The organism is Methanococcus maripaludis, from assembly GCF_002945325.1.
Classification (GTDB): Archaea; AGJL01; Methanococci; order Methanococcales; family Methanococcaceae; genus Methanococcus; species Methanococcus maripaludis.
In genome coordinates, this window is sequence record NZ_CP026606.1 from 68,388 (window position 1) to 87,338 (window position 18,951).

General features: G+C 33.1%; 24 protein-coding genes. 16 read left to right on the forward strand and 8 right to left on the reverse strand.

The window, feature by feature from the left end:
• Positions 1 to 9: 9 nt before the first annotated feature.
• The 3 genes from MMJJ_RS00360 (at position 10) to asnB (ending at position 3,694) form a co-directional block, all read left to right on the forward strand.
• A complete protein-coding gene (locus tag MMJJ_RS00360; protein ID WP_104837173.1) occupies positions 10 to 1,257 on the forward strand; it encodes an adenosylhomocysteinase in 1,248 nt (415 codons plus the stop codon).
• A gap of 31 nt (positions 1,258 to 1,288) precedes the next feature.
• A complete protein-coding gene (locus MMJJ_RS00365) occupies positions 1,289 to 2,056 on the forward strand; it encodes a dihydroorotate dehydrogenase electron transfer subunit (RefSeq protein WP_104837174.1) in 768 nt (255 codons plus the stop codon).
• Between the two features lie 96 nt (positions 2,057 to 2,152).
• Entirely contained in the window at positions 2,153 to 3,694 is a 1,542-nt protein-coding gene (gene asnB / locus MMJJ_RS00370; RefSeq protein ID WP_104837175.1) for an asparagine synthase (glutamine-hydrolyzing), read from the forward strand.
• Between the two features lie 30 nt (positions 3,695 to 3,724).
• Here the strand turns inward: asnB and dapF are convergent, their stop codons facing one another.
• From dapF to cobY, 3 genes are all read right to left on the reverse strand, one after another.
• On the reverse strand, positions 3,725 to 4,558 hold the full coding sequence (gene dapF, locus MMJJ_RS00375; RefSeq protein WP_104837176.1) for a diaminopimelate epimerase: 834 nt from the start codon (positions 4,556 to 4,558) through the stop codon (positions 3,725 to 3,727).
• Positions 4,559 to 4,621: 63 nt separating this feature from the next.
• Positions 4,622 to 4,870, reverse strand: a complete 249-nt coding sequence (locus MMJJ_RS00380; protein ID WP_104837177.1) for a PRC-barrel domain-containing protein — start codon at positions 4,868 to 4,870, stop codon at positions 4,622 to 4,624.
• Positions 4,867 to 5,475, reverse strand: a complete 609-nt coding sequence (gene cobY / locus MMJJ_RS00385) for an adenosylcobinamide-phosphate guanylyltransferase (RefSeq protein WP_104837178.1) — start codon at positions 5,473 to 5,475, stop codon at positions 4,867 to 4,869. Before cobY ends, MMJJ_RS00380 begins: the two co-directional genes overlap by 4 nt.
• An 84-nt stretch (positions 5,476 to 5,559) precedes the next feature.
• Between cobY and MMJJ_RS00390 the strand changes: the two genes are divergently transcribed.
• The 5 genes from MMJJ_RS00390 to MMJJ_RS00410 all read left to right on the forward strand — a co-directional run bounded on the left by MMJJ_RS00390 (position 5,560) and on the right by MMJJ_RS00410 (position 8,030).
• Entirely contained in the window at positions 5,560 to 6,267 is a 708-nt protein-coding gene (locus MMJJ_RS00390; RefSeq protein WP_104837179.1) for a proteasome assembly chaperone family protein, read from the forward strand.
• An 18-nt stretch (positions 6,268 to 6,285) separates the two neighbouring features.
• Positions 6,286 to 6,663 carry a DUF473 domain-containing protein gene (locus MMJJ_RS00395; protein ID WP_104837180.1) on the forward strand — a complete coding sequence of 126 codons (378 nt, stop codon included), beginning with the start codon at positions 6,286 to 6,288 and terminating at the stop codon, positions 6,661 to 6,663.
• 42 nt (positions 6,664 to 6,705) lie between these two features.
• On the forward strand, positions 6,706 to 6,900 hold the full coding sequence (gene dmpI / locus MMJJ_RS00400; RefSeq protein ID WP_104837181.1) for a 4-oxalocrotonate tautomerase DmpI: 195 nt from the start codon (positions 6,706 to 6,708) through the stop codon (positions 6,898 to 6,900).
• Between the two features lie 76 nt (positions 6,901 to 6,976).
• A complete protein-coding gene (locus tag MMJJ_RS00405) occupies positions 6,977 to 7,558 on the forward strand; it encodes a flavodoxin family protein (RefSeq protein ID WP_104837182.1) in 582 nt (193 codons plus the stop codon).
• A 43-nt stretch (positions 7,559 to 7,601) separates the two neighbouring features.
• Positions 7,602 to 8,030, forward strand: coding sequence for a hypothetical protein (locus MMJJ_RS00410; RefSeq protein ID WP_104837183.1), 429 nt, complete (start codon positions 7,602 to 7,604; stop codon positions 8,028 to 8,030).
• Between the two features lie 43 nt (positions 8,031 to 8,073).
• Here MMJJ_RS00410 and MMJJ_RS00415 read toward each other — a convergent pair whose 3' ends face one another.
• Together MMJJ_RS00415 and MMJJ_RS00420 are read right to left on the reverse strand one after the other, a co-directional pair.
• Positions 8,074 to 8,556 carry a YqaA family protein gene (locus MMJJ_RS00415; protein ID WP_104837184.1) on the reverse strand — a complete coding sequence of 161 codons (483 nt, stop codon included), beginning with the start codon at positions 8,554 to 8,556 and terminating at the stop codon, positions 8,074 to 8,076.
• A gap of 14 nt (positions 8,557 to 8,570) precedes the next feature.
• Entirely contained in the window at positions 8,571 to 8,951 is a 381-nt protein-coding gene (locus tag MMJJ_RS00420; RefSeq protein ID WP_011170852.1) for a CBS domain-containing protein, read from the reverse strand.
• Between the two features lie 185 nt (positions 8,952 to 9,136).
• On the opposite strand from MMJJ_RS00420, the gene MMJJ_RS00425 reads away from it, so the two are divergent.
• The 4 genes from MMJJ_RS00425 to selD all read left to right on the forward strand — a co-directional run bounded on the left by MMJJ_RS00425 (position 9,137) and on the right by selD (position 12,165).
• Positions 9,137 to 9,529, forward strand: coding sequence for a helix-turn-helix domain-containing protein (locus MMJJ_RS00425; protein ID WP_104837185.1), 393 nt, complete (start codon positions 9,137 to 9,139; stop codon positions 9,527 to 9,529).
• 28 nt (positions 9,530 to 9,557) lie between these two features.
• Complete coding sequence (gene rnz, locus MMJJ_RS00430) at positions 9,558 to 10,484, forward strand: ribonuclease Z (RefSeq protein WP_104837186.1); 927 nt, start codon at positions 9,558 to 9,560, stop codon at positions 10,482 to 10,484.
• A gap of 14 nt (positions 10,485 to 10,498) precedes the next feature.
• On the forward strand, positions 10,499 to 11,077 hold the full coding sequence (locus MMJJ_RS00435) for a pyruvate kinase alpha/beta domain-containing protein (RefSeq protein ID WP_104837187.1): 579 nt from the start codon (positions 10,499 to 10,501) through the stop codon (positions 11,075 to 11,077).
• 80 nt (positions 11,078 to 11,157) lie between these two features.
• Positions 11,158 to 12,165, forward strand: a complete 1,008-nt coding sequence (gene selD / locus MMJJ_RS00440) for a selenide, water dikinase SelD (RefSeq protein ID WP_104837188.1) — start codon at positions 11,158 to 11,160, stop codon at positions 12,163 to 12,165.
• 35 nt (positions 12,166 to 12,200) lie between these two features.
• On the opposite strand, the gene MMJJ_RS09330 is transcribed toward selD, so the two are convergent.
• Entirely contained in the window at positions 12,201 to 12,359 is a 159-nt protein-coding gene (locus MMJJ_RS09330; RefSeq protein ID WP_013999353.1) for a hypothetical protein, read from the reverse strand.
• An 87-nt stretch (positions 12,360 to 12,446) separates the two neighbouring features.
• Here MMJJ_RS09330 and MMJJ_RS00445 point away from each other — a divergent pair, with 87 nt between their 5' ends.
• From MMJJ_RS00445 to MMJJ_RS00455, 3 genes are all read left to right on the forward strand, one after another.
• A complete protein-coding gene (locus MMJJ_RS00445; RefSeq protein ID WP_011170847.1) occupies positions 12,447 to 12,674 on the forward strand; it encodes a class III signal peptide-containing protein in 228 nt (75 codons plus the stop codon).
• Between the two features lie 11 nt (positions 12,675 to 12,685).
• Positions 12,686 to 13,078: a DUF126 domain-containing protein gene (locus MMJJ_RS00450; protein ID WP_011170846.1), complete on the forward strand. Its 393-nt coding sequence runs from the start codon at positions 12,686 to 12,688 to the stop codon at positions 13,076 to 13,078.
• A gap of 66 nt (positions 13,079 to 13,144) precedes the next feature.
• Positions 13,145 to 14,182, forward strand: a complete 1,038-nt coding sequence (locus MMJJ_RS00455; RefSeq protein ID WP_104837189.1) for an NOG1 family protein — start codon at positions 13,145 to 13,147, stop codon at positions 14,180 to 14,182.
• A 28-nt stretch (positions 14,183 to 14,210) separates the two neighbouring features.
• Here MMJJ_RS00455 and MMJJ_RS00460 read toward each other — a convergent pair whose 3' ends face one another.
• Positions 14,211 to 14,864 carry a selenouridine synthase SelU-like subunit gene (locus MMJJ_RS00460; protein ID WP_104837190.1) on the reverse strand — a complete coding sequence of 218 codons (654 nt, stop codon included), beginning with the start codon at positions 14,862 to 14,864 and terminating at the stop codon, positions 14,211 to 14,213.
• A gap of 9 nt (positions 14,865 to 14,873) precedes the next feature.
• The gene (locus MMJJ_RS00465) at positions 14,874 to 15,533 is read right to left on the reverse strand and encodes a selenouridine synthase SelU-like subunit (RefSeq protein WP_104837191.1); all 660 of its coding nucleotides are present in this window, start codon (positions 15,531 to 15,533) and stop codon (positions 14,874 to 14,876) included.
• Positions 15,534 to 15,833: 300 nt separating this feature from the next.
• Between MMJJ_RS00465 and MMJJ_RS00470 the strand changes: the two genes are divergently transcribed.
• A complete protein-coding gene (locus tag MMJJ_RS00470) occupies positions 15,834 to 18,905 on the forward strand; it encodes an SBBP repeat-containing protein (protein ID WP_104837192.1) in 3,072 nt (1,023 codons plus the stop codon).
• Positions 18,906 to 18,951: the final 46 nt, after the last annotated feature.

Consider the following 18,951-nt stretch of genomic DNA (forward strand, 5'->3'; position numbering starts at 1 on the left):
GGTGAAACAGTGAGTAATGTTAAGGACATGAGTCTTGCTCCAAGTGGGCACCTGAAAATGGAATGGGCAAAACGACATATGCCTGTTCTTTGTCGTATAGCGGAAGAATTTAAAAACGATAAACCTTTTGAAGGACTTACAATTGGAATGGCACTGCATTTAGAAGCTAAAACTGCAATTTTAGCAGAAACACTCCTAAAAGGCGGTGCAAAAATTGTGATTACCGGATGTAATCCACTTTCTACACAAGATGATGTTGCAGCAGCATGTGTTGAAAAAGGAATGGAAGTTTATGCATGGCGTGGAGAAACCAACGAAGAATACTACGAAAATTTAAACAAGGTTCTCGATTCAAACCCTGATATCGTTATCGATGATGGTGCAGATTTAATATTTTTAATTCACACCGAAAGGACGGAATTAATCGGAAAAATAATGGGCGGTTGTGAAGAAACTACGACTGGAATAATTAGATTAAAATCAATGGCGGAAGAAGGAGCGTTAAAATTCCCTGTTGTAAATGTAAATGATGCTTATACAAAACACCTCTTTGATAACAGGTATGGAACAGGTCAAAGTGCAATGGACGGAATCATAAGAACTACAAACCTGTTAATTGCAGGTAAAAATGTTGTAGTTGGTGGATACGGCTGGTGCGGAAGAGGAGTTGCATCAAGAGCTGCAGGACATGGTGCAAATGTTATTATTACTGAAGTAAATCCTATTCGAGCATTAGAAGCTAAAATGGATGGATTTACAGTATTAAAAATGGAAGAAGCTGCAAAAATTGGAGATATTTTTGTAACAACAACTGGCTGTAAAGATATTTTAAGAATGGAACACTTTTTATTAATGAAAGATGGCGCTGTTTTATCAAATGCTGGACATTTCGACAATGAAATTAATAAAAATGATCTAAAAGAACTTTCAAAATCCGTAAAAGAAGTAAGATTCAATATTGAAGAATACGACCTTGGAAATAAAAAGATATACTTGCTTGGTGAAGGAAGACTTGTAAATCTTGCATGTGCAGATGGACACCCTTGTGAAGTAATGGACATGAGTTTTGCAAATCAGGCATTAAGTGCAAAATTCATTAAAGAAAACAAGGGAAAACTTGAAAATGAGGTATACGAAATACCTTATGAGCAAGATTTTAAAATTGCACTTTTAAAATTACATTCAATGGGTGCAGATATTGATGAACTCTCTCCTGAACAGAGAAAGTATTTAAGCGACTGGAAAGAAGGAACTTAAATTTTTAATTTAACTTTTTTTAGTGATTATTATGGAAAAACCAGTTATGTGTAAAATAATTGATGTAATAGACGAAAGTCCAACAGTAAAAACTTTTTTACTCGACAATGAGTTTGATTTTAAACCTGGCCAGTTTGCAATGGTGTGGCTTCCTGAAATTGATGAAAAACCATTCGGATTTTCAAGTAAAAATTCAATCAGTATTGCAAAGGTAGGTAAATTTACTGAAAAAATTCACTCGTTAAAAAAAGGAGACCTTTTGGGGATAAGGGGCCCTTATGGAAATAATTTTGAGTGTATCGGCACTAAAATTCTTGCAGTTGCAGGCGGAATTGGAAGTGCTCCAGTTATTTCAGCAGTTGAAGCGTTTTCTAAATTGGGTGTTGAAATCACTTCGGTTATTGGGGGAAGAACCAAAGATGAACTTTTATTTTTGGATAGATTTGAAAAATGCGGGAAAACTTTTGCGTGCACAGATGACTGCAGTTTTGGATTTGGTGGATTTACAACTGAAAAAATGTTAGAATTACTTTTGGAAGAAAAATTTGACATGGTAATTACGTGCGGTCCAGAAATAATGATGAAAAAAGTTGTAGAGATTGCAGAACAAAATAATATTCCAATCCAAGTTTCACTTGAAAGATACATGAAATGTGGAATTGGAATTTGTGGCCAGTGTGCTGTTGATGATGAAGGACTCTGTGTCTGTAAAGATGGCCCTGTATTTTGGAGCGATAAACTTAAGTTTGTAAGTGAATTTGGAAAATACAAAAGAGACGCAAGCGGTGCTATTTTATAATAAATCTGCAATCGAGGATTAAGTATTTAAACTACATATATTAAGAAATATTAATATTAATAAAAATTACTTTTTTAAAGATAAATGTGAGTAGAAATGTGTTCGATAAGTGGAATTATAGCAAAGGACGAGGAGGGCTCGGGGAGCCGTAGTCTGCTGAAAAATATCCAAAAACATGTTATAAACATGATGAAAATATTAAAGCATCGGGGTCCGGATTATTCTGGAATGATGTTTGATGATGAAGTTCTCTATTTTGAAAATTTTGATGATATTACCGAAAATACTGAAACAATTTCTCGAATGGCAATGGGCCACAACAGGCTTGCTATCGTGGGAACTGCGGTTCAGCCGATTCCAAATACTGACGAATCTATTTGGATTATCTGTAACGGTGAAATTTACAATCACGTTGAATTGAGGGACGAACTCTCAGTAGAACACGAATTTAAAACTGATACTGATTCTGAGGCAATTATTCATGCCTATGAGGATGAACTCGTTGATGTTTTAGATGGTGATTACGCCTACGCAATTTACGATAAAGAAAAAAATATTATTGAACTAAGAAGAGATTTAATGGGCGTAAAACCGCTTTATTATATTGATATGGATGAATATTTTGCGTTTGCATCAGAAAAAAAGGCTCTTTACTACTTATTAATGGAAATTAATGAAATGGATTACAAAAGCGCTTTTAATTACGATATATCACGGCTTAATCCAAATTCAAGGCTTGTTTATGAATTAGATGAAAATTCATGGTATATTGAAGAAGACCTTGAAAAAGTAAATCCCGATTATTTCGAAGAAAATGATTATGAATTGTGTAAAAATGAACTTGAAACTACAATTTTAGATTCGGTTTTAAAAAGAGTAAACGGACTCGAACGCGTTGGAATAATATATTCTGGCGGTGTTGACAGTACCCTTATCTCAAAACTTGCATCTGAAAACTGCGATGTTACACTTTATTCCGTGGGTTCAGAGAATTCTGAAGATTTAATATATGCTGAAAGGGCTGCAAAAGACATGGGGCTTAACTTTAGAAAAAAAATAATTTTAGAAGATGAATTTGAAGAATACGTTATAAAAGTTGCAAAAGCAATAGATGAACTCGATGTAATGAAGTTAAGTGTTGGAATTCCGATATTTGCAGCTTCAGAAATGGCAAAAGAAGACGGAATAAAGGTAGTACTTTCAGGCCAGGGTGCAGATGAATTATTTGCAGGCTACAATAGATACCAGAGAATTTTAAACGAAAAAGGAGAAGAAGGCCTTAAAAAATCAATAATTTCAGATGTCTTTGATATTCACAAAGTCAATCTTGAAAGGGATGATCATTGTACGATGGCAAACGGTGTTGAATTAAGGGTTCCTTTCTTAGATAAGTTTGTAATTGATGTAGGACTTTCAATTCCTGTCGAATATAAAATTGAAGAGCCAAGAAAAAAGATATTAAGAGACATTGCTTCAAAATATGTTCCAGATTATATTGCACAACGGCCAAAAAAAGCAGCACAGTATGGTAGCGGAAGCGAAAAAATGGTCTATGCAGTTGCAAAAAAACACGGATATTCTAAAAAGGAAATTAATAAATTTTTTGAAGAATACTTAATTGAAAAAATAAAATTTTAAACTTTTTTTAATTTAATTTCTAAATATTAATTAAATGTCAATTTCTCCTTCAAAGACGGTTGTTGCAGGACCTGTCATGTAAATGTGGTTATCGTTTTCATTCCATTCAATTATTAAATCTCCACCGAGAAGTTTGACTGTTGATTTCCTACCAACGTATCCTTTTAAAATTGATGCCACTAAAACTGCACAAGCGCCAGTTCCGCATGCGAGTGTTTCGCCAGCTCCTCTTTCCCAAACTCTCATTTTAACAGTATTTTTATCAATTAATTCAACAAACTCGACATTTGTTTTTCTTGGGAATTTTTCGTGGATTTCAAATAAAGGTCCTATTTTTTCAAGCGGGAATTCGCTTACATTTTCGATATATGTTATTGCATGTGGGTTTCCCATTGAAACACAGGTGAAATAGTAGCTGTAATCTTTTGCAGTAATTTCTTCATCAATTACAGGATGTTTTTCACTTAAAACAGGAATTTCTTCTGCTTTTAAGATTGGTTCTCCCATATCAACTTTTACTAAAACTACTTTACCGTTTTCAACAGTCATTTCGAGAACTTTTATTCCCGCGAGTGTTTCAATAGTTATTGTTGATTTATCGGTCATTTTTTTATCATAAACGAACTTTCCAACGCATCTAATTGCATTACCACACATTTCAGCTTCTGAACCATCTGAATTAAACATCCTCATTTTAAAATCGGCTACATCTGATGGGAGAATTAATACAAGTCCGTCTGAACCGATTCCAAAGTGCCTGTCGCTTACAAATTTTGAAATTTCGTTTGGATTTTCAATTTTTTGTGAAATTGCATCTACGTAGATATAATCATTGCCTAAGCCGTGCATTTTTGTAAATTTCATTAAAACCACCATATGATATGGGTATTTTGGTAAATCATTTTTAAAAATAGTATGGGAAATAATTTAAGCTTTAGCATTTATCTTTGATTCGTCAATAACAACAACGTCTCTAATTGCAGTTACTGTTCTGTATGGAACGAAAGTATAGTTTTCTGATGAGGGGGAAACAGGGCTTTGTTCTGAAGGTTCAATATTTAATGAAATTATTCTACCTGTTTTTTCATCAATTACGATATCATCAACGGTACCGATGATGCTACCTAAACTGCCAACTATGGATCTGCCATTTAATGATTTAAAGGATAATTTCATTCAATCACCTTATTAATTAAAGTTTCAACCAGTTTTTTATCGGAGAGAGTATTGACATTTACAATAATATCTTTAATAACATGGAGAATTTCGGTCTGTTCACCATGTTTTGGAGTTAATATATTGATACCTAAAGGTATGTATCCGCCCATATTAATCGAGGGCGTTCCAACATAGTCATCATCTTTTGTGACTACACAAAAGGACTCTATGCGATTACAAGAATTGTTAACAAATAGATAATCCTGTATTATACTATTAATAACTTTCGGCTTAATTGTGGGGATGTCGCTTGATAAAATTAAAAATGGTTCTTTAAAAAATTCCATACATTCATTTAGGTCATCGACATAATTTGTTCCCGAAGTACAAATTATATCTATCTTTGGATTATAATTTCGGTCTAAACGATATTTTTTTTCCAAATATTCTTTTGTTTTAGGGGTATGAATTGATACTGCGACATATATTTTTTCGATTTTGGAGTTTAAAAGGGAGTCGATAACATAATCGATCATCGGTTTTTCGCAGATGTTTAAAATTGGTTTTTCCACGTTTTCTTTTAGCCGCGTTCCTTTTCCGCCCGCCATGATTAGTGCATCCATTTTTTTCACGCTAACATGATTAGTATGATTTATATAACCCTGAAAACATATTTAAATGTGTCATTATCAATTCGGGGGATAATTATGGAATATGTTTCTAAAAAAGAAATAAAGTATAAAGAACCTCTCGTAATTAGTGGTTTTCCAGGAATTGGCCTTGTTGGAAGCATTGCTTCATACCATCTTTTAAAAAACCTAAAAATGGAATATGTGGGGTACATTGAAGACCCGATGCTTCCAGAAATAATGATTGTTGAAGAAGGAATTGCATACCCTCCGGTTAGGGTTTATGCTCGCGATGATTTAGTAATATTTTTTTCAGATGTAATGATTCCTCCTGAATTAGTATATCCTATGTCAATTATGATATCTGACCGTTTAAAAGAAATAAATCCAAAAATGGTTGTAACACTGGAAGGATTTGCGTCGATGACTCCTGAAAAATCATTCTGGGTTTCATCGTCTGAAAAAATCCTGAATTCGGTTAAGGATGAAGAAATTCCTGCACTGCAACTTGGAATTATTGGGGGAATTTCAGGAGCACTTATGAAGTGCTGTAATGACAGGGATATTCCATCTGCATGTTTAATTACCGAAACGGTCGGTCTAAGGCCTGACCCTCGAGGAGCTTCTAAAATAATTGAAAATTTAAATAAAAAATATAATCTGAATGCAGATACTGAAGAACTGATAAAAGAAGCTGAAAGTATCGAAGAAAAAATGAAAAGCCTTGCAAAAGAACATGCAAAATTAATGTCAAAGCCAAAAACTGAAAATCCTATGTATATGTAAAACTAAAAAAGTGATATCATGAAAGCATTAGCTTTGACGGGAGTGGGACCTTATGCAATTTCTGAAATTGTAAAAAACCACGTTAAAACGTTAAGTTTGAAAAATATTTGTAATTTGTTAGCATTAGAATCTTCAAATGTTGGAGATTTCTTATTTATTACAAATGTTTCAAAAGAAGACGTAATTTCCGGAACTGAGGGATTGATTGTCCAGGTGAAGAATATCTCTATTAATAATCAGAACGGATATTCGAGAAGCTGTGATGAAATAGAATCAATAGTTGGTAAAGTGCAGGTGGAACTTTTAGGCTATGCATCCTGTTCAAATGTGGTTGAAACCGGATTAATGGATCCATCAGTTGTAATTTTAAAAGCAAAATCAGTATATGAACTTTAATTATCACTAATAACCATTAAAACTAAAATCTGGTGAAAAAAAATGCCCGTAATAACAATAGAAGCTGGATTAGTAAATAACGAGCAGAAAGAAAAATTAATTAAAGAATTTACAAAAGCTGCAAGCGAAATAATTGGACTGCCCGAAGAAAAATTTATCGTATTTATAAAGGAAAATGCGGATGAAAATGTCGGCGTTGGCGGAATTTCCCTTTTAGAACTTAAATCAAAAAGATAACCGATAAGCATTTATTCTATTTTTCATTAAAGTTTTTTTTAATTTTTAACAAGATATTAGCGAAGAGGCGATTTTTTTGAAGATACTTGGAATAAGCGGTTCACCAAGAAAAAACGGGAATACGAGTACCCTCGTAAAAGAAGCGTTAAAAGCTGCCGAAAATGAAGGTTTTGAAACAGAATTTATTTCACTCTCAGGTCTTGAGTTAAATCCTTGCATTGCATGCGATATGTGTAAAAAAGATGAAGGATGTATTATCGTAGATGATATGGAAGAAATTTTGGAAAAAATCGAAGATGCTGATGGCATAATTATCGGATCTCCAGTTTACTTTGGAGGGGTTTCTTCACAGACAAAGATGTTAATCGATAGGTCAAGACCCCTTAGGGCAGGTTTTAAATTAAAATACAAAGTTGGTGCTGCAATTTCAGTTGGTGCTTCAAGAAACGGCGGTCAGGAAACTACTATAAGACAGATTCACGACTTTTACCTTATACAATCAATGATTGTTGTAGGGGATAGCGCTCCTACCGCACACTATGGGGGAACAGGTCGGGGAAAATCTCCAGAAGATACAAAAGAAGATACTGTTGGACTCGAAACTTCGAGAAATACTGGAAAGAGAGTTGCAGAAGTTTTGAAAAAAATGAAATTATAATACATTCATAATTTATTTTTTAATTACCATTATGGGGGATTTTATGGATTTAACAGAAAGCCTGGAAATAAAAAAGTATCTAATAGAAAATGAACTTCAGGTTTACCCAACTCAGGACGTTCCTGAGGATTTACCTAATATAATTTGGGAAGGAGATAACTGGAAAGATTTTTTGAAAATCGCAATTTTTGAAAAAGCATCGATAATATTTTTTAGAGAAGAGATTTTTAAAGATGCACACATCATTTCAAATATAATTCCAACAACCGATTCTGATGAAAAAATCGTCGAATTTAACAATAAAATAAGATCTTTTGATAAATATATCGGAAAATTGGCAATATTTACAATGTACTGGATAAAAAATGATATCGTTTATTCGTTTACCCAGAGTTCACAATGGGCTGAAGATTTTTTAAATATTTCGGTAATGCTTGAAAATACGGAAGATAGGGAAATTTTAGGAATGTAATAATTTAAATTATATTTTTTTTCAAATCATTTTTTTAATTAAATTATGGTGTGTGAAGGCCAAATAACAGTCCTAAACTGTATCCAAAATATGCTACAAGTAAAAACCTAGGAATCCTTCCAAGAAGGGTTCCCGCACCAAATGAAACAAGATTCATTTTGAATATTCCTGCAAGCCATGCAAAAACCTTGTACGGAATCGGGGTAAAGCCTGCAATTGCAACATCCCATACACCAAATTTTTCGAAAAATGCTTTTCCTTTAATAAAATATTTTTCTTTGAAAATTTTCAAAAATACATTTGTTCCAAGTTTTTTTCCAAGAAAATAACCCGTATATCCGCCAGTAAGTGATCCAAAAGAAGCTACAAGGGCGCAAGTTACGGAATCTAATCCGAAAGCCGATGCGCCAATAATAAATATATCTGGTAGAATTGGCTGGATAACTGCCTCAGTAAATGCAATTAAAAATATTCCGAAATATCCATAGTTAAGTACAATATATTCTGCAAATTGGTAAAAATCCATAATACACCTTATTTTTATCCTTTAACGAGTGCTCGAAGTATGTCCGTTTGAGATATAACTCCAACTGCATTTTTTTGTTCATCGATTACCAAAAGGCCAGATACATCTGCATGGAGCATCATCTGTGCGGCATGTGTCACATCTGCATTTTCATCTATCGTTAATATTTCTTTTGTAGAAACATCTTTTAGAGTTACATCCATTAATTCAAAAACCCCTTTTTCAAAGAACAGATGCGCCAAATCCCTGTAAGTTATAACTCCATCGATATTTTCATCTATCCTTACAAAAACCCTTTTAACGCCCTTATGGTTCATTACTTTAAATGCCTCAAAAAGACTTTTTTCACTGTCAATGGTAAAAATTGTCGGGTTCATTAACTCTTTTACTTTCATAAACGTTCCCCTCTCTTTTTCGATAGATTAATATATAATTAAAATAAAGAAATGTGTATTTGTGACACATCCGCCGTATTTATGAACTAGCGTGAAATGTCTTATTTATATTATTTTAATGCAGTCTATTATTTTGAATTCACACTATATAATGGAACTCATAGATTATATTCTTTGGTGGTGCAATGAGCAAACTGGTACTTAATATGCCCTGCAACACATTTACACTTGAAACAATTATGTGTTGCGTGTTTGGACTGAAAGCATTTGATGTTGCAGTCTATTTCGAAATTTTAAGGTGTAAACCTGCAAAAATAAACGAAATTGCAGAATCACTAAATAGGGAGAGAAGCACAATTCAAAGATCAGCGCAAAGTCTGATGAATGCTGGCCTTATCCTTAGAAAACAGATAAATATTAAAGAAGGCGGTTATTACTACAAATACGAAGCTGTTCCTTTCTTAGACGTCAAAGAAAAGATTAAAAAAACTATGAATGACTGGAGTCGCGACGTTTGCAAATGGGTAGACGAAATAGATGAAAATGATGCAAATGAATTGATAAACAATTTAATTTAAAGTAATTTGATAAAATATATGTGAAAATATGAAAATAACTTTTCTTGGAACCGGGGCTGCAATACCTACAAAATACAGAGCACACCCTTCAATTTCCCTTAAATTCGATGGGGAAATATTTTTGTTTGATTGTGGTGAAAATACACAAAGACAGATTATTTTTACAGATGTATCTCCGATGAAAATTAATAATATATTTATTACACACCTTCACGGCGACCACGTGCTTGGGCTTCCTGGATTATTACAATCGATTGCATTTCAGGGTCGGAAAAAAACATTAAACATTTATGGTCCATCAGAAACGGCGAAAATGATTGAACATATCATGGGTGTTGGGTACCACTCGATTGATTATCCAATAAATGTTTATGAAATTTCTTCTAAAACGCCTGAAAAAATTATTTCAACGAATAATTACGAAGTTTTCAGTTATCCTGTAGTCCATTCAGTTCCTGCACTTGCATACGTATTCAAACAGGTTAAAAAACCAAGAATGGATTTGGAAAAAGTTAAAAAATTGGGGATTGAAATCGGGCCTGATTTAAAACGGTTAAAAGATGGTTTTAATGTCGAACTCAATGGAAAAATAATTACTCCAGAAGATGTATCACTCCCTCCAAAAAAAGGAATATGTGTTGGATACAGTGGGGATACTATTCCGTTAAACGAGTTTGCAGAATTTTTGAAAGAATTAAAATGTAATACATTAATTCATGAAGCTACATTTGACAAAACAATGGAAAGAAACGCAAAAGAAACGCTCCATTCAACAGCAACAGATGCATTAAATATTGCAAAACTTTCAGGGGTTAGTACGGTACTATTAACCCACATATCTGCGCGATATGATAATATAGATGCTTTTGAAAGTGAAATTGTTGAATTTAAATCAGAAAATCCGGAAATTCATGTTTTAATTGCAGAAGATTTAATGGAGTATCCTTTAAAATAAAAATAGGTGAAAATGTGACAGAGTATTTTGAATATGCCGGAGTTGAAAATACGGAAAATACACTAAAATATGCGATAGAACGGGCAAAACTTGGAATTTCTGACATTGTCATTGCTTCATCTTATGGTGAAACTGCAAAAATACTCCTTGATATGCTAGAAAAAGAAAATTTAAATGTAAATGTGGTTGTTGTAACATACCATCAGGGATTTTCTGGACCTGATGTTGTAGCAATGCCTGAAAATGTCAAAAAAGACCTTGAAAAAAGAGGAGCAACAGTATTTAGCGGAACTCATGCGTTAAGTGGTGTTGAAAGGGGAATTTCAAAAAGATTTGGCGGATATGGGCCTGTAGAAGTTATTGCACAAACTCTAAAAACACTCGGACAGGGTGTTAAGGTATGTTATGAAGTAACGGTAATGGCGGCTGATGCAGGACTTGTTTCAACGAAAAAAGAAATTATTGCAATCGGTGGAAGTAGCAGGGGTGCTGATTCTGCAGTTGTAATCCGGCCATCAAATATGAATACATTTTTTGACATCGAATTAAGAGAATTAATATGCATGCCAAAAAATAAGAAAAAGCATGAATAGTTGAAAATACATGATATATGAAATGTTTATGAATATCCCTCAAAGGTGATAAAATCGAAGAGGAAATAAAATTAACAAACATGGTTACACTACACGGATGAGCTTGCAAACTTCCAGACACCGAACTTGAAAATTTAGTAAAAGGCATAATTTCTGAAGATGATTTAAAATATGCAAAAGTGGGCCTTGGAGACGATGCCGCTGTTGTTATAAAAAATGGAATGGCAATTGTAAAAACAATTGACGTTTTCACACCGATTGTAGATGATCCCTACCTTCAAGGAAGGATTGCGGCATGTAATTCTACCAGTGATGTATATGCAATGGGAATTTCTGAAATTATTGGTGGACTTGTATTCCTTGGAATTCCTCCAGAACTTCCAGTACCCGTTGCAAAAAAAATGCTTCAGGGTTTTCAGGACTTTTGCCGGGAAAACGATACCACGATTATTGGTGGACATACCATTTTAAATCCGTGGCCTTTAATTGGTGGCTCGATTACTGGCGTTGGAAAAGAAGAAGACATTCTTACAAAAGCAGGATGTAAAAATGGCGATGTATTAATTCTTACAAAACCGCTTGGAAACCAGAGTGCAATGGCGCTATCAAGGGTTACCGAGGAATTTGAAGATTTAATCGATATCCCAAAAGAAGAACAAAAATATATCTTTGAAAAAACCATTGAACTGATGACAACGTCTAATAGAATTGCTCTTTTACATTTAAGAGAACTTGAAAATGAGTTAGGCGAAAAAATTGCAAATGCAATGACCGATGTCACAGGATTTGGTATTTTGGGCCACAGTCAGGAAATGGCTGAACAAAGCAATGTTGAAATTGAAATATCCTGCCTTCCAGTAATTAAAGGAACTCCAGAACTTGCTTCACTATTTGGACATGCTCTTTGCAGTGGAAAAGGTGCTGAAACCGCTGGAGGTCTTTTAATATCTACAAAACCAGAATACAAGGATAAATTAATTCAGAAATTCAAAGAAAATAATGTTTATGCATTTGAAGTCGGAAAAATAGTAAATAATGGTGTCGGAATAGCTAAATTATCCGAAAATGTTGAGATTTTAGAAATATAAATATAATCCGAACCTAAATTTAGGAGGATTATTTTTTAATCGCTTATTTTAAATATATATTTGCATTCGGGGCAGATTATCTTTTTCCCTACTGAATTAAATTCTTTTCCGCATTTTGGACATTTTGTCTTATTTGTTTTTAATTTATCGAGATCTATTGTTGTGTACTTGCTGATTTCATTTTTAAAATTCATAATATTCCTCTTAAGCAATAATATTTATATTTAAAATTATAATGATTTATATAAGCTTAATGTTGATTTAAAAGTTACAGTGAAAAAATGGGTTTAAAATATTTAGCATTCAAAAATCGGGGCCAGATATCTCTTGAACTTGGTGTTTTGGTACTGGCTGTAGCTATGGTTGCAGTATTTGCAGGGTACTTGTACATACAAAGTACGTTAGAATCCGCAGTTAAGATAAATCAGACAGCAAATGGTACTGTCGGCATGTATAACAGTGCAGTAAACAGAATTACTGAATCTGTTGGAAACTTAAGTAATAATTAAATGGTGAAACTTTGAAAGAGCTAAATGGTAGAATTATTTCAAAAGGAGTCGTTGAAGGGGAAGCAATTATTTCAAAATCGCCTATTTCATTTCTTGGTGGCGTAAATGAGGAAGGAATTGTAACTGACAAGGAAAATGAACTTTTTGGAAAAAGTATTGCAAATAAAATATTTGTATTTCCAAGTGGAAAAGGAAGTACCGTTGGTTCTTATGTAATCTACGGGCTTGCTAAAAGAGGACTTTTAAAAGGAATGGTAAATTTTGAGTCTGAACCAATTGTCGCAACAGGTGCAATTCTTGGAAAAATTCCACTCGTGGATAAAGTTAATATAGATGAAATTAAAGATGGCGATATAGTAGTAGTTGATGGAAACACGGGAACTGTTAAAATTAAAGAACAGTAAACTAAAAACATACTTTCCTACTATTTTGAATATTTATTTACATTTTAAAATGTGTGAGATGAGACTATGAGGAAATCGAGAGACGCAAACCCATTTAAGGCAATGCCGAATATATTATACCCTGACGAATTGATGGACAAGGCTTACAACAGGTCAGAAAAGATCGCAGGGGAACTTAGAACAACTACGAGAGGATTAAGTACTCCAAAATCAAAGATAATCGAAGATAATAAAATCAGGACCACTGCATCAGTTATTTCAGATAATCTTTTAAAAATTGTGGAAAAAACCCCTTCAATAGATAATTTGGATCCATTTTATAGGGAAATTCTTGAAATCATGGTTGGAAGCGACGAATTTAAAAAATCGCTTGCGGCAGTTCAGTGGGCTTCTGAAATCGTGAAAAAATTAGGAACCCAATATTCAAGAAAAGTTAAGAAAGCACCAAGCCCACAAGCGACGTCAATTGTTAGAAAAGAATTTATCGGAAGGGTTTCATCAGTTTTAAAACAGATTTACCCAAATATGGCGTTTTTAGGTGTTGCAAGAAACAAGCTTAAAAACATTCCAACAGTAAAAAATTTGCCATCCGTAGTTATTGCAGGATACCCAAACGTTGGAAAATCAACACTCCTTAGAACACTTACCGATGCAGAACCTGAAGTAAATTCTTACCCATTTACTACAAAAGGACTGAATATTGGATATACTGAAGAAGGAATTCAGATAATTGATACACCTGGTGTTTTGGACAGGCCAATTTACGAAAGAAACGATATCGAACTTCACGCGGTAGTTGCAATAAACTATCTTTCAGATATGATTTTATTTGTAATTGACCCAACAGAATTTTGCGGTTTCACAATGGATGAACAGTTTAACTTACTTCAAGAAATTAGAAAAACGTTTAACGTTCCAATTTTAGTTGCACTTACAAAAATGGATGTTGATGAAATAGAAGGATTAGATAAGCTTGAAGAAGATCTTGGGGAATATGAAGTATTAAAAGTATCTTCATTTAAAAAAGAAGGTATTGCAGACTTAAGAGAAAGACTCTTAGATATCCTTGACGAACAGGGTTTAATGGATCTTTTAGAAGAATAATTTTCTTTTTTTAGTTTTTTATGCTTTTTTAGTTTTTTGAAATATTGTAGCTTTTAAAGCCACCTACAAGTCTTTTTACTTTAAATCCTAATAGTTTTAGTATCGTTGCAATTGATTGGCTTCTCATTCCGCCCCTTGCACAAAACACTACTAAATTTTTATTTGGATCTAATTTTAAAGATTCTGAAACTATTCTTTTTATTCCATCTTGAATTATAACTCCAGCTTTAGCAACTGCAACTTCTTTTCCTTCGTGTTTGTAGAGTTTTCCGATAGTTTCGTATTCATCTGTTAAAAAAAGTGGTATGTTTACTGCGTCAGGTACCGTTTTTTCAGAAAATTCTCTTGGGGACCTTGCATCAACAATTATTGTGTCTTCAAAGTTTAACTTAAAAAACTGGTCAATTGTAATAACATCGTCTGAAAGCTCACTTCCAATTGATTCAAGGTATTTTTTAATATTTACTGGTTCAAAATAAAACATTTCGCCAGAAAATTCTAAAACAGTCGGTTTTATAATCTCTTTAGAATTTTCAGAAATAAATGATGCAATTTGTCCAGTTAATTTTCCAGCAGCAATTTTTCCATTTCTTAAAATTACTTTTTCACCAGTTTTTAATCTGATTACTAAAATAACATCATTTTTAAAAGTAAGAAGCCTTGAAAGAATGTTTTCGTCCATGTTTTCACTTTAATTTTTAATTCCGTGTTTTTTCAAAATTTCATCAACATATTTTGATATTTCTTCTGCGGATTTTAAATTATCTTCGTTATTTATTACTAAATCATGTTTTACCTTTCCAATATGTCTTAAATAGTGTTCGCTGTAAAGTCCATCTTCAATTAATATTGCAGCATCGTAATATTCATCTTTTTTTATTAAATCAATTATTTTATCCATTAATTCGATTTTTTCAGGTTTTGAAAGTACTGTTTTTAAATCAACAAATTTATCGATTAAAATTTCCTTTTCGCTCTCGTTTTTTGGACGGTACCAGTTCAAAAGCCGTTTTATCTGGCATTCATGGGGGCAGTTTACAACTATATTGTAATTGTAGCATTTTAAATCAGAAAACGGTTCTGGGATTGTTACTTTAGTTCTTCCGCCAATTTTTTTTCCTTCAAATTCGACTATGCAATATCCAGTACTTTCTGCAATTTTTTTCTGTTCTTCAATGCACGCATCAAACTGTTCTTGGGTACTTGATGATAAATCGTATAAATCGCCCAAAATACTGCCTTTATTGTTTGCACAGCCTTCAATATCAACTACAGTATATTTTTTCTTTAATTCGTCCAAAATTTCGGTTTTTCCGCAACCCGTTTTTCCAAAAAGTCCAAAAATAATCATGTTTACACCAGAAATACAGTAGTAAAAACATATTAAAAAACTTAATGGATATTGATTTAAATTCATGAATATTTTGAAAATTTTGGAAAATAATACTTTTTTGACATTTTTAAGATAAGCTACTCCATAAAATTACCCAATTTTTCCAACATAATCCTTAAAACATTTATTATCACCTTTAATACAGAACAGATAACTCAAATGGAATTTGAGAACCATTTTGAAGTTCATTTACAAACGTTAATATAGCGGTGATATTATAGTTTTTACCTTATTAGTTAACAATCAAAAGGTGATTTTTTGAAGGTAAGGTATTTCATAATTACCAGTTTTATTTTTCTGCTCTGCGCAAGTTTTGTAAGCGCAGAAGAAGCAGTCTGGAATGATACATTTGGTTATGGGAACGGGCAGGATATTGCATTAGATGGGGATGGAAATTCTTATGTTACAGGAGGTAGTGAGGACGTTATAACCTTAAAATATGCTCCAAATGGAACACTCCTTTGGAATAGTACAATGGATTTTGGTATGACGTCTGAAATGGGTAATTCTATTGCACTGGATAATAGTGGAAATGCATACGTTGCAGGTCGTGGAAATGATAATGTTGTAATTTTAAAATATGCTCCAAATGGAACGCTTCTCTGGAATAATTCATATGATTACCTGGGCTCAATAGATTATGGGAAAGATATTGCACTGGATAATAGTGGAAATGCATACGTTACAGGAGCTGGTAAAGGTAGATATCATTTTTATTGTATAGTCCTGAAATATGCTCCAAATGGAACGCTTCTCTGGAATTCTTCATTAACTTTAGATGACACTAATGGTTTGAAAATTGCACTGGATAATGGTGGAAATGCATACGTTACCGGAGATGGTGATAGGAGCATTTTAACAGCAAAATATGCTCCAAACGGAACACTCCTTTGGTATACTAAATACGTCTGTGGTTCATCAACAATGTCTACTGTTGGGGAAGATATTGCACTGGATAATAGTGGAAATGCATACATTGCAGGTATTGGAAATACAGGTGTTTATGAGGATTATCTTTATATAACCTTAAAATATGCTCCAAATGGAACGCTTCTCTGGAATAGAACTGTTAATCTTGGATTAACTGATCAAGCTTTTGGTATTGAAGTAGATGCACTTGGAAATGCATACGTTACCGGTTGTGTGGATAATGGAGTAACCCAGGATATAATGACAATAAAATATGCTCCAAATGGAACTCAAGAGTGGAACAGATCTGTAGATTATAATGGCCGAGATAATGCACTCGACGTTGCACTGGATAATAGTGGAAATGCATACGTTGCAGGATATATAACTGATAGTTCAGATCAGCAAGTTTTTGTAATTAAATATGCTCCAGATGGCAGTGAATTATGGAACAGTACCTGCCTTTACCGGTCTACTTCCTACGGGATAGCTATTGCACTGGATAATGATGGAAATGCATACGTTACAGGATCTGTTTCAGGTGCTACGATTGTAACCGTTAAATTTGGAATTCCTGTTGACGAAACTGCGCCTGAAGTTACAATAAATACTTTAGAAAAATCGTACAACACAACATCAATTGTTACAAATGCAACTGCAACCGATTTAAACTTAGATTCAGTTATTGCTGAAATAAACGGAACTGAAAATATAACTTTAGAAAACATTTCAGGATACTTTGTAAATTCCACTTTCGAGTTTTCAGAAGGATTGAATACACTTAAAATATATGCAAATGATACTAGTGGAAACATAAATTCAAGCGAAAATATAACTTTTATTGTAGATACTACAAATCCAGAACTTAGAATTGAAACTTCAAACGTTTCAAACACGTCTGAATTAACAATAAACGTTACAGTAACGGATAATATTGGGCTAAACTACACTAATATTTCAATAGTTGATAATTATGGAAATTTAGTAAATTCAACAATAAATGAAACTAATGGAACATATCAGATTACTTTAAGAGTTCCTGCGGATGGAATTTATAATATAACCGCAACTGCGTTTGATATGGTTGAAAATAAAAACACAACAGAAGCAATTGCTGTAAATGTGGATGAAAATGCACCATTGGTCACAATAAATACTTTAGAAAAATCGTACAACACAACATCAATTGTTATAAATGCAACTGCAACCGATTTAAACTTAGATTCAGTTATTGCTGAAATAAACGGAACTGAAAATATAACTTTAGAAAACATTTCAGGATACTTTGTTAATTCCACTTTCGAGTTTTCAGAAGGCTTAAATACACTTAAAATATATGCAAATGATTCGTTTGGACATATGAATTCAAGCGAAAACATAAGTTTCATTGTAGATTTAAATTCACCAGAAATTACAATCAAATTGATCGAAGGAAAATACCTTAACAATGGATCAAACGTTATAAACTTCACAGTTAATGAAAGTAACCTTGATAAAGTTACTGCATTCAATGGATCAACTGAAATACTTCTTAATAACCGTACGGGAAACTACTTAAATTCTGTAGTTTTAAATGAAGGCATTTACAACGTAACGATAAGAATAAACGATACTGCGGGAAATATTGCAGAAAAAAGTTTAAATTTCATAATTGATACAACTGCACCAGTGGTTGCAATTAACACCCCAATAAACGGAACTACATTTACTACAAGTTCTTTTTCAATAAATATATCTGCAAATGATTCATTATTAAATGTTTCATCAGTTATTGCTAAAATTGGAAGTGTTAGAAACGTAACACTTTCATTTGATGGAGATTACTACACTGGAAGTACTGGGACTCTTTCAAACGGAAACTATGAAATAACAATTCTTGCAACGGATTTGGTAGGAAACGTAAATTCAAACGAAACTGTAAATATAACAGTTGCAGTTCCTGCTTCAATCTCATCATCTGGAAGTGGTGGAAATCACTACAGTTCAGACCTTTCAAATGGAATTACTTCATCAGTTATTAAAACTGCGGTTTCAAACTCAAATATTGTATATGGAAGCGATGTAGATGAAGGATATGCCCAAGATTTAAGAGAAAACCTCTACGATTCAGAAGATTACGAGATATCTGGAGATACAATAATTGTTGGTGGGCCAAAATATAACGTGCTTGCTAACAAATACGATTCCAAATTTGGAATATCAATTTCAAATGACTACCCTGGAGAAAATAAAGGGGTTATTCAGGTATTAAAAGTTCAGGACAACTCTGGAAAAATCGTTCAAAGCTACACGGTAGTATATATTGCAGGTTCTGATAGACTTGGAACACAAGCTGCATTAGAATACTTCAAAACTTTGGATGAGTTGCCAGAAAGGCCAATCACTATTGAATGGACAGAAAACGGTCCGGTCTTAGCTTAATATTTAATTAAAATAGATATTTTCTTTTTTAGCTTTTTTGCAAAAA

Coding starts and splice junctions, on each gene's coding strand:
- MMJJ_RS00380 (WP_104837177.1), bottom strand. CDS start 4,870: ATGAAATTATCCTTTAAATCATTAAATGGCAGATCCATAGTTGGCAGT.
- MMJJ_RS00365 (WP_104837174.1), top strand. CDS start 1,289: ATGGAAAAACCAGTTATGTGTAAAATAATTGATGTAATAGACGAAAGT.
- MMJJ_RS00410 (WP_104837183.1), top strand. CDS start 7,602: ATGGATTTAACAGAAAGCCTGGAAATAAAAAAGTATCTAATAGAAAAT.
- MMJJ_RS00415 (WP_104837184.1), bottom strand. CDS start 8,556: ATGGATTTTTACCAATTTGCAGAATATATTGTACTTAACTATGGATAT.
- cobY (WP_104837178.1), bottom strand. CDS start 5,475: ATGGATGCACTAATCATGGCGGGCGGAAAAGGAACGCGGCTAAAAGAA.
- MMJJ_RS00390 (WP_104837179.1), top strand. CDS start 5,560: ATGGAATATGTTTCTAAAAAAGAAATAAAGTATAAAGAACCTCTCGTA.
- dapF (WP_104837176.1), bottom strand. CDS start 4,558: ATGAAATTTACAAAAATGCACGGCTTAGGCAATGATTATATCTACGTA.
- asnB (WP_104837175.1), top strand. CDS start 2,153: ATGTGTTCGATAAGTGGAATTATAGCAAAGGACGAGGAGGGCTCGGGG.
- MMJJ_RS00395 (WP_104837180.1), top strand. CDS start 6,286: ATGAAAGCATTAGCTTTGACGGGAGTGGGACCTTATGCAATTTCTGAA.
- MMJJ_RS09330 (WP_013999353.1), bottom strand. CDS start 12,359: ATGAATTTTAAAAATGAAATCAGCAAGTACACAACAATAGATCTCGAT.
- MMJJ_RS00445 (WP_011170847.1), top strand. CDS start 12,447: ATGGGTTTAAAATATTTAGCATTCAAAAATCGGGGCCAGATATCTCTT.
- dmpI (WP_104837181.1), top strand. CDS start 6,706: ATGCCCGTAATAACAATAGAAGCTGGATTAGTAAATAACGAGCAGAAA.
- rnz (WP_104837186.1), top strand. CDS start 9,558: ATGAAAATAACTTTTCTTGGAACCGGGGCTGCAATACCTACAAAATAC.
- MMJJ_RS00420 (WP_011170852.1), bottom strand. CDS start 8,951: ATGAAAGTAAAAGAGTTAATGAACCCGACAATTTTTACCATTGACAGT.
- MMJJ_RS00425 (WP_104837185.1), top strand. CDS start 9,137: ATGAGCAAACTGGTACTTAATATGCCCTGCAACACATTTACACTTGAA.
- MMJJ_RS00455 (WP_104837189.1), top strand. CDS start 13,145: ATGAGGAAATCGAGAGACGCAAACCCATTTAAGGCAATGCCGAATATA.
- MMJJ_RS00460 (WP_104837190.1), bottom strand. CDS start 14,864: ATGGACGAAAACATTCTTTCAAGGCTTCTTACTTTTAAAAATGATGTT.
- MMJJ_RS00465 (WP_104837191.1), bottom strand. CDS start 15,533: ATGATTATTTTTGGACTTTTTGGAAAAACGGGTTGCGGAAAAACCGAA.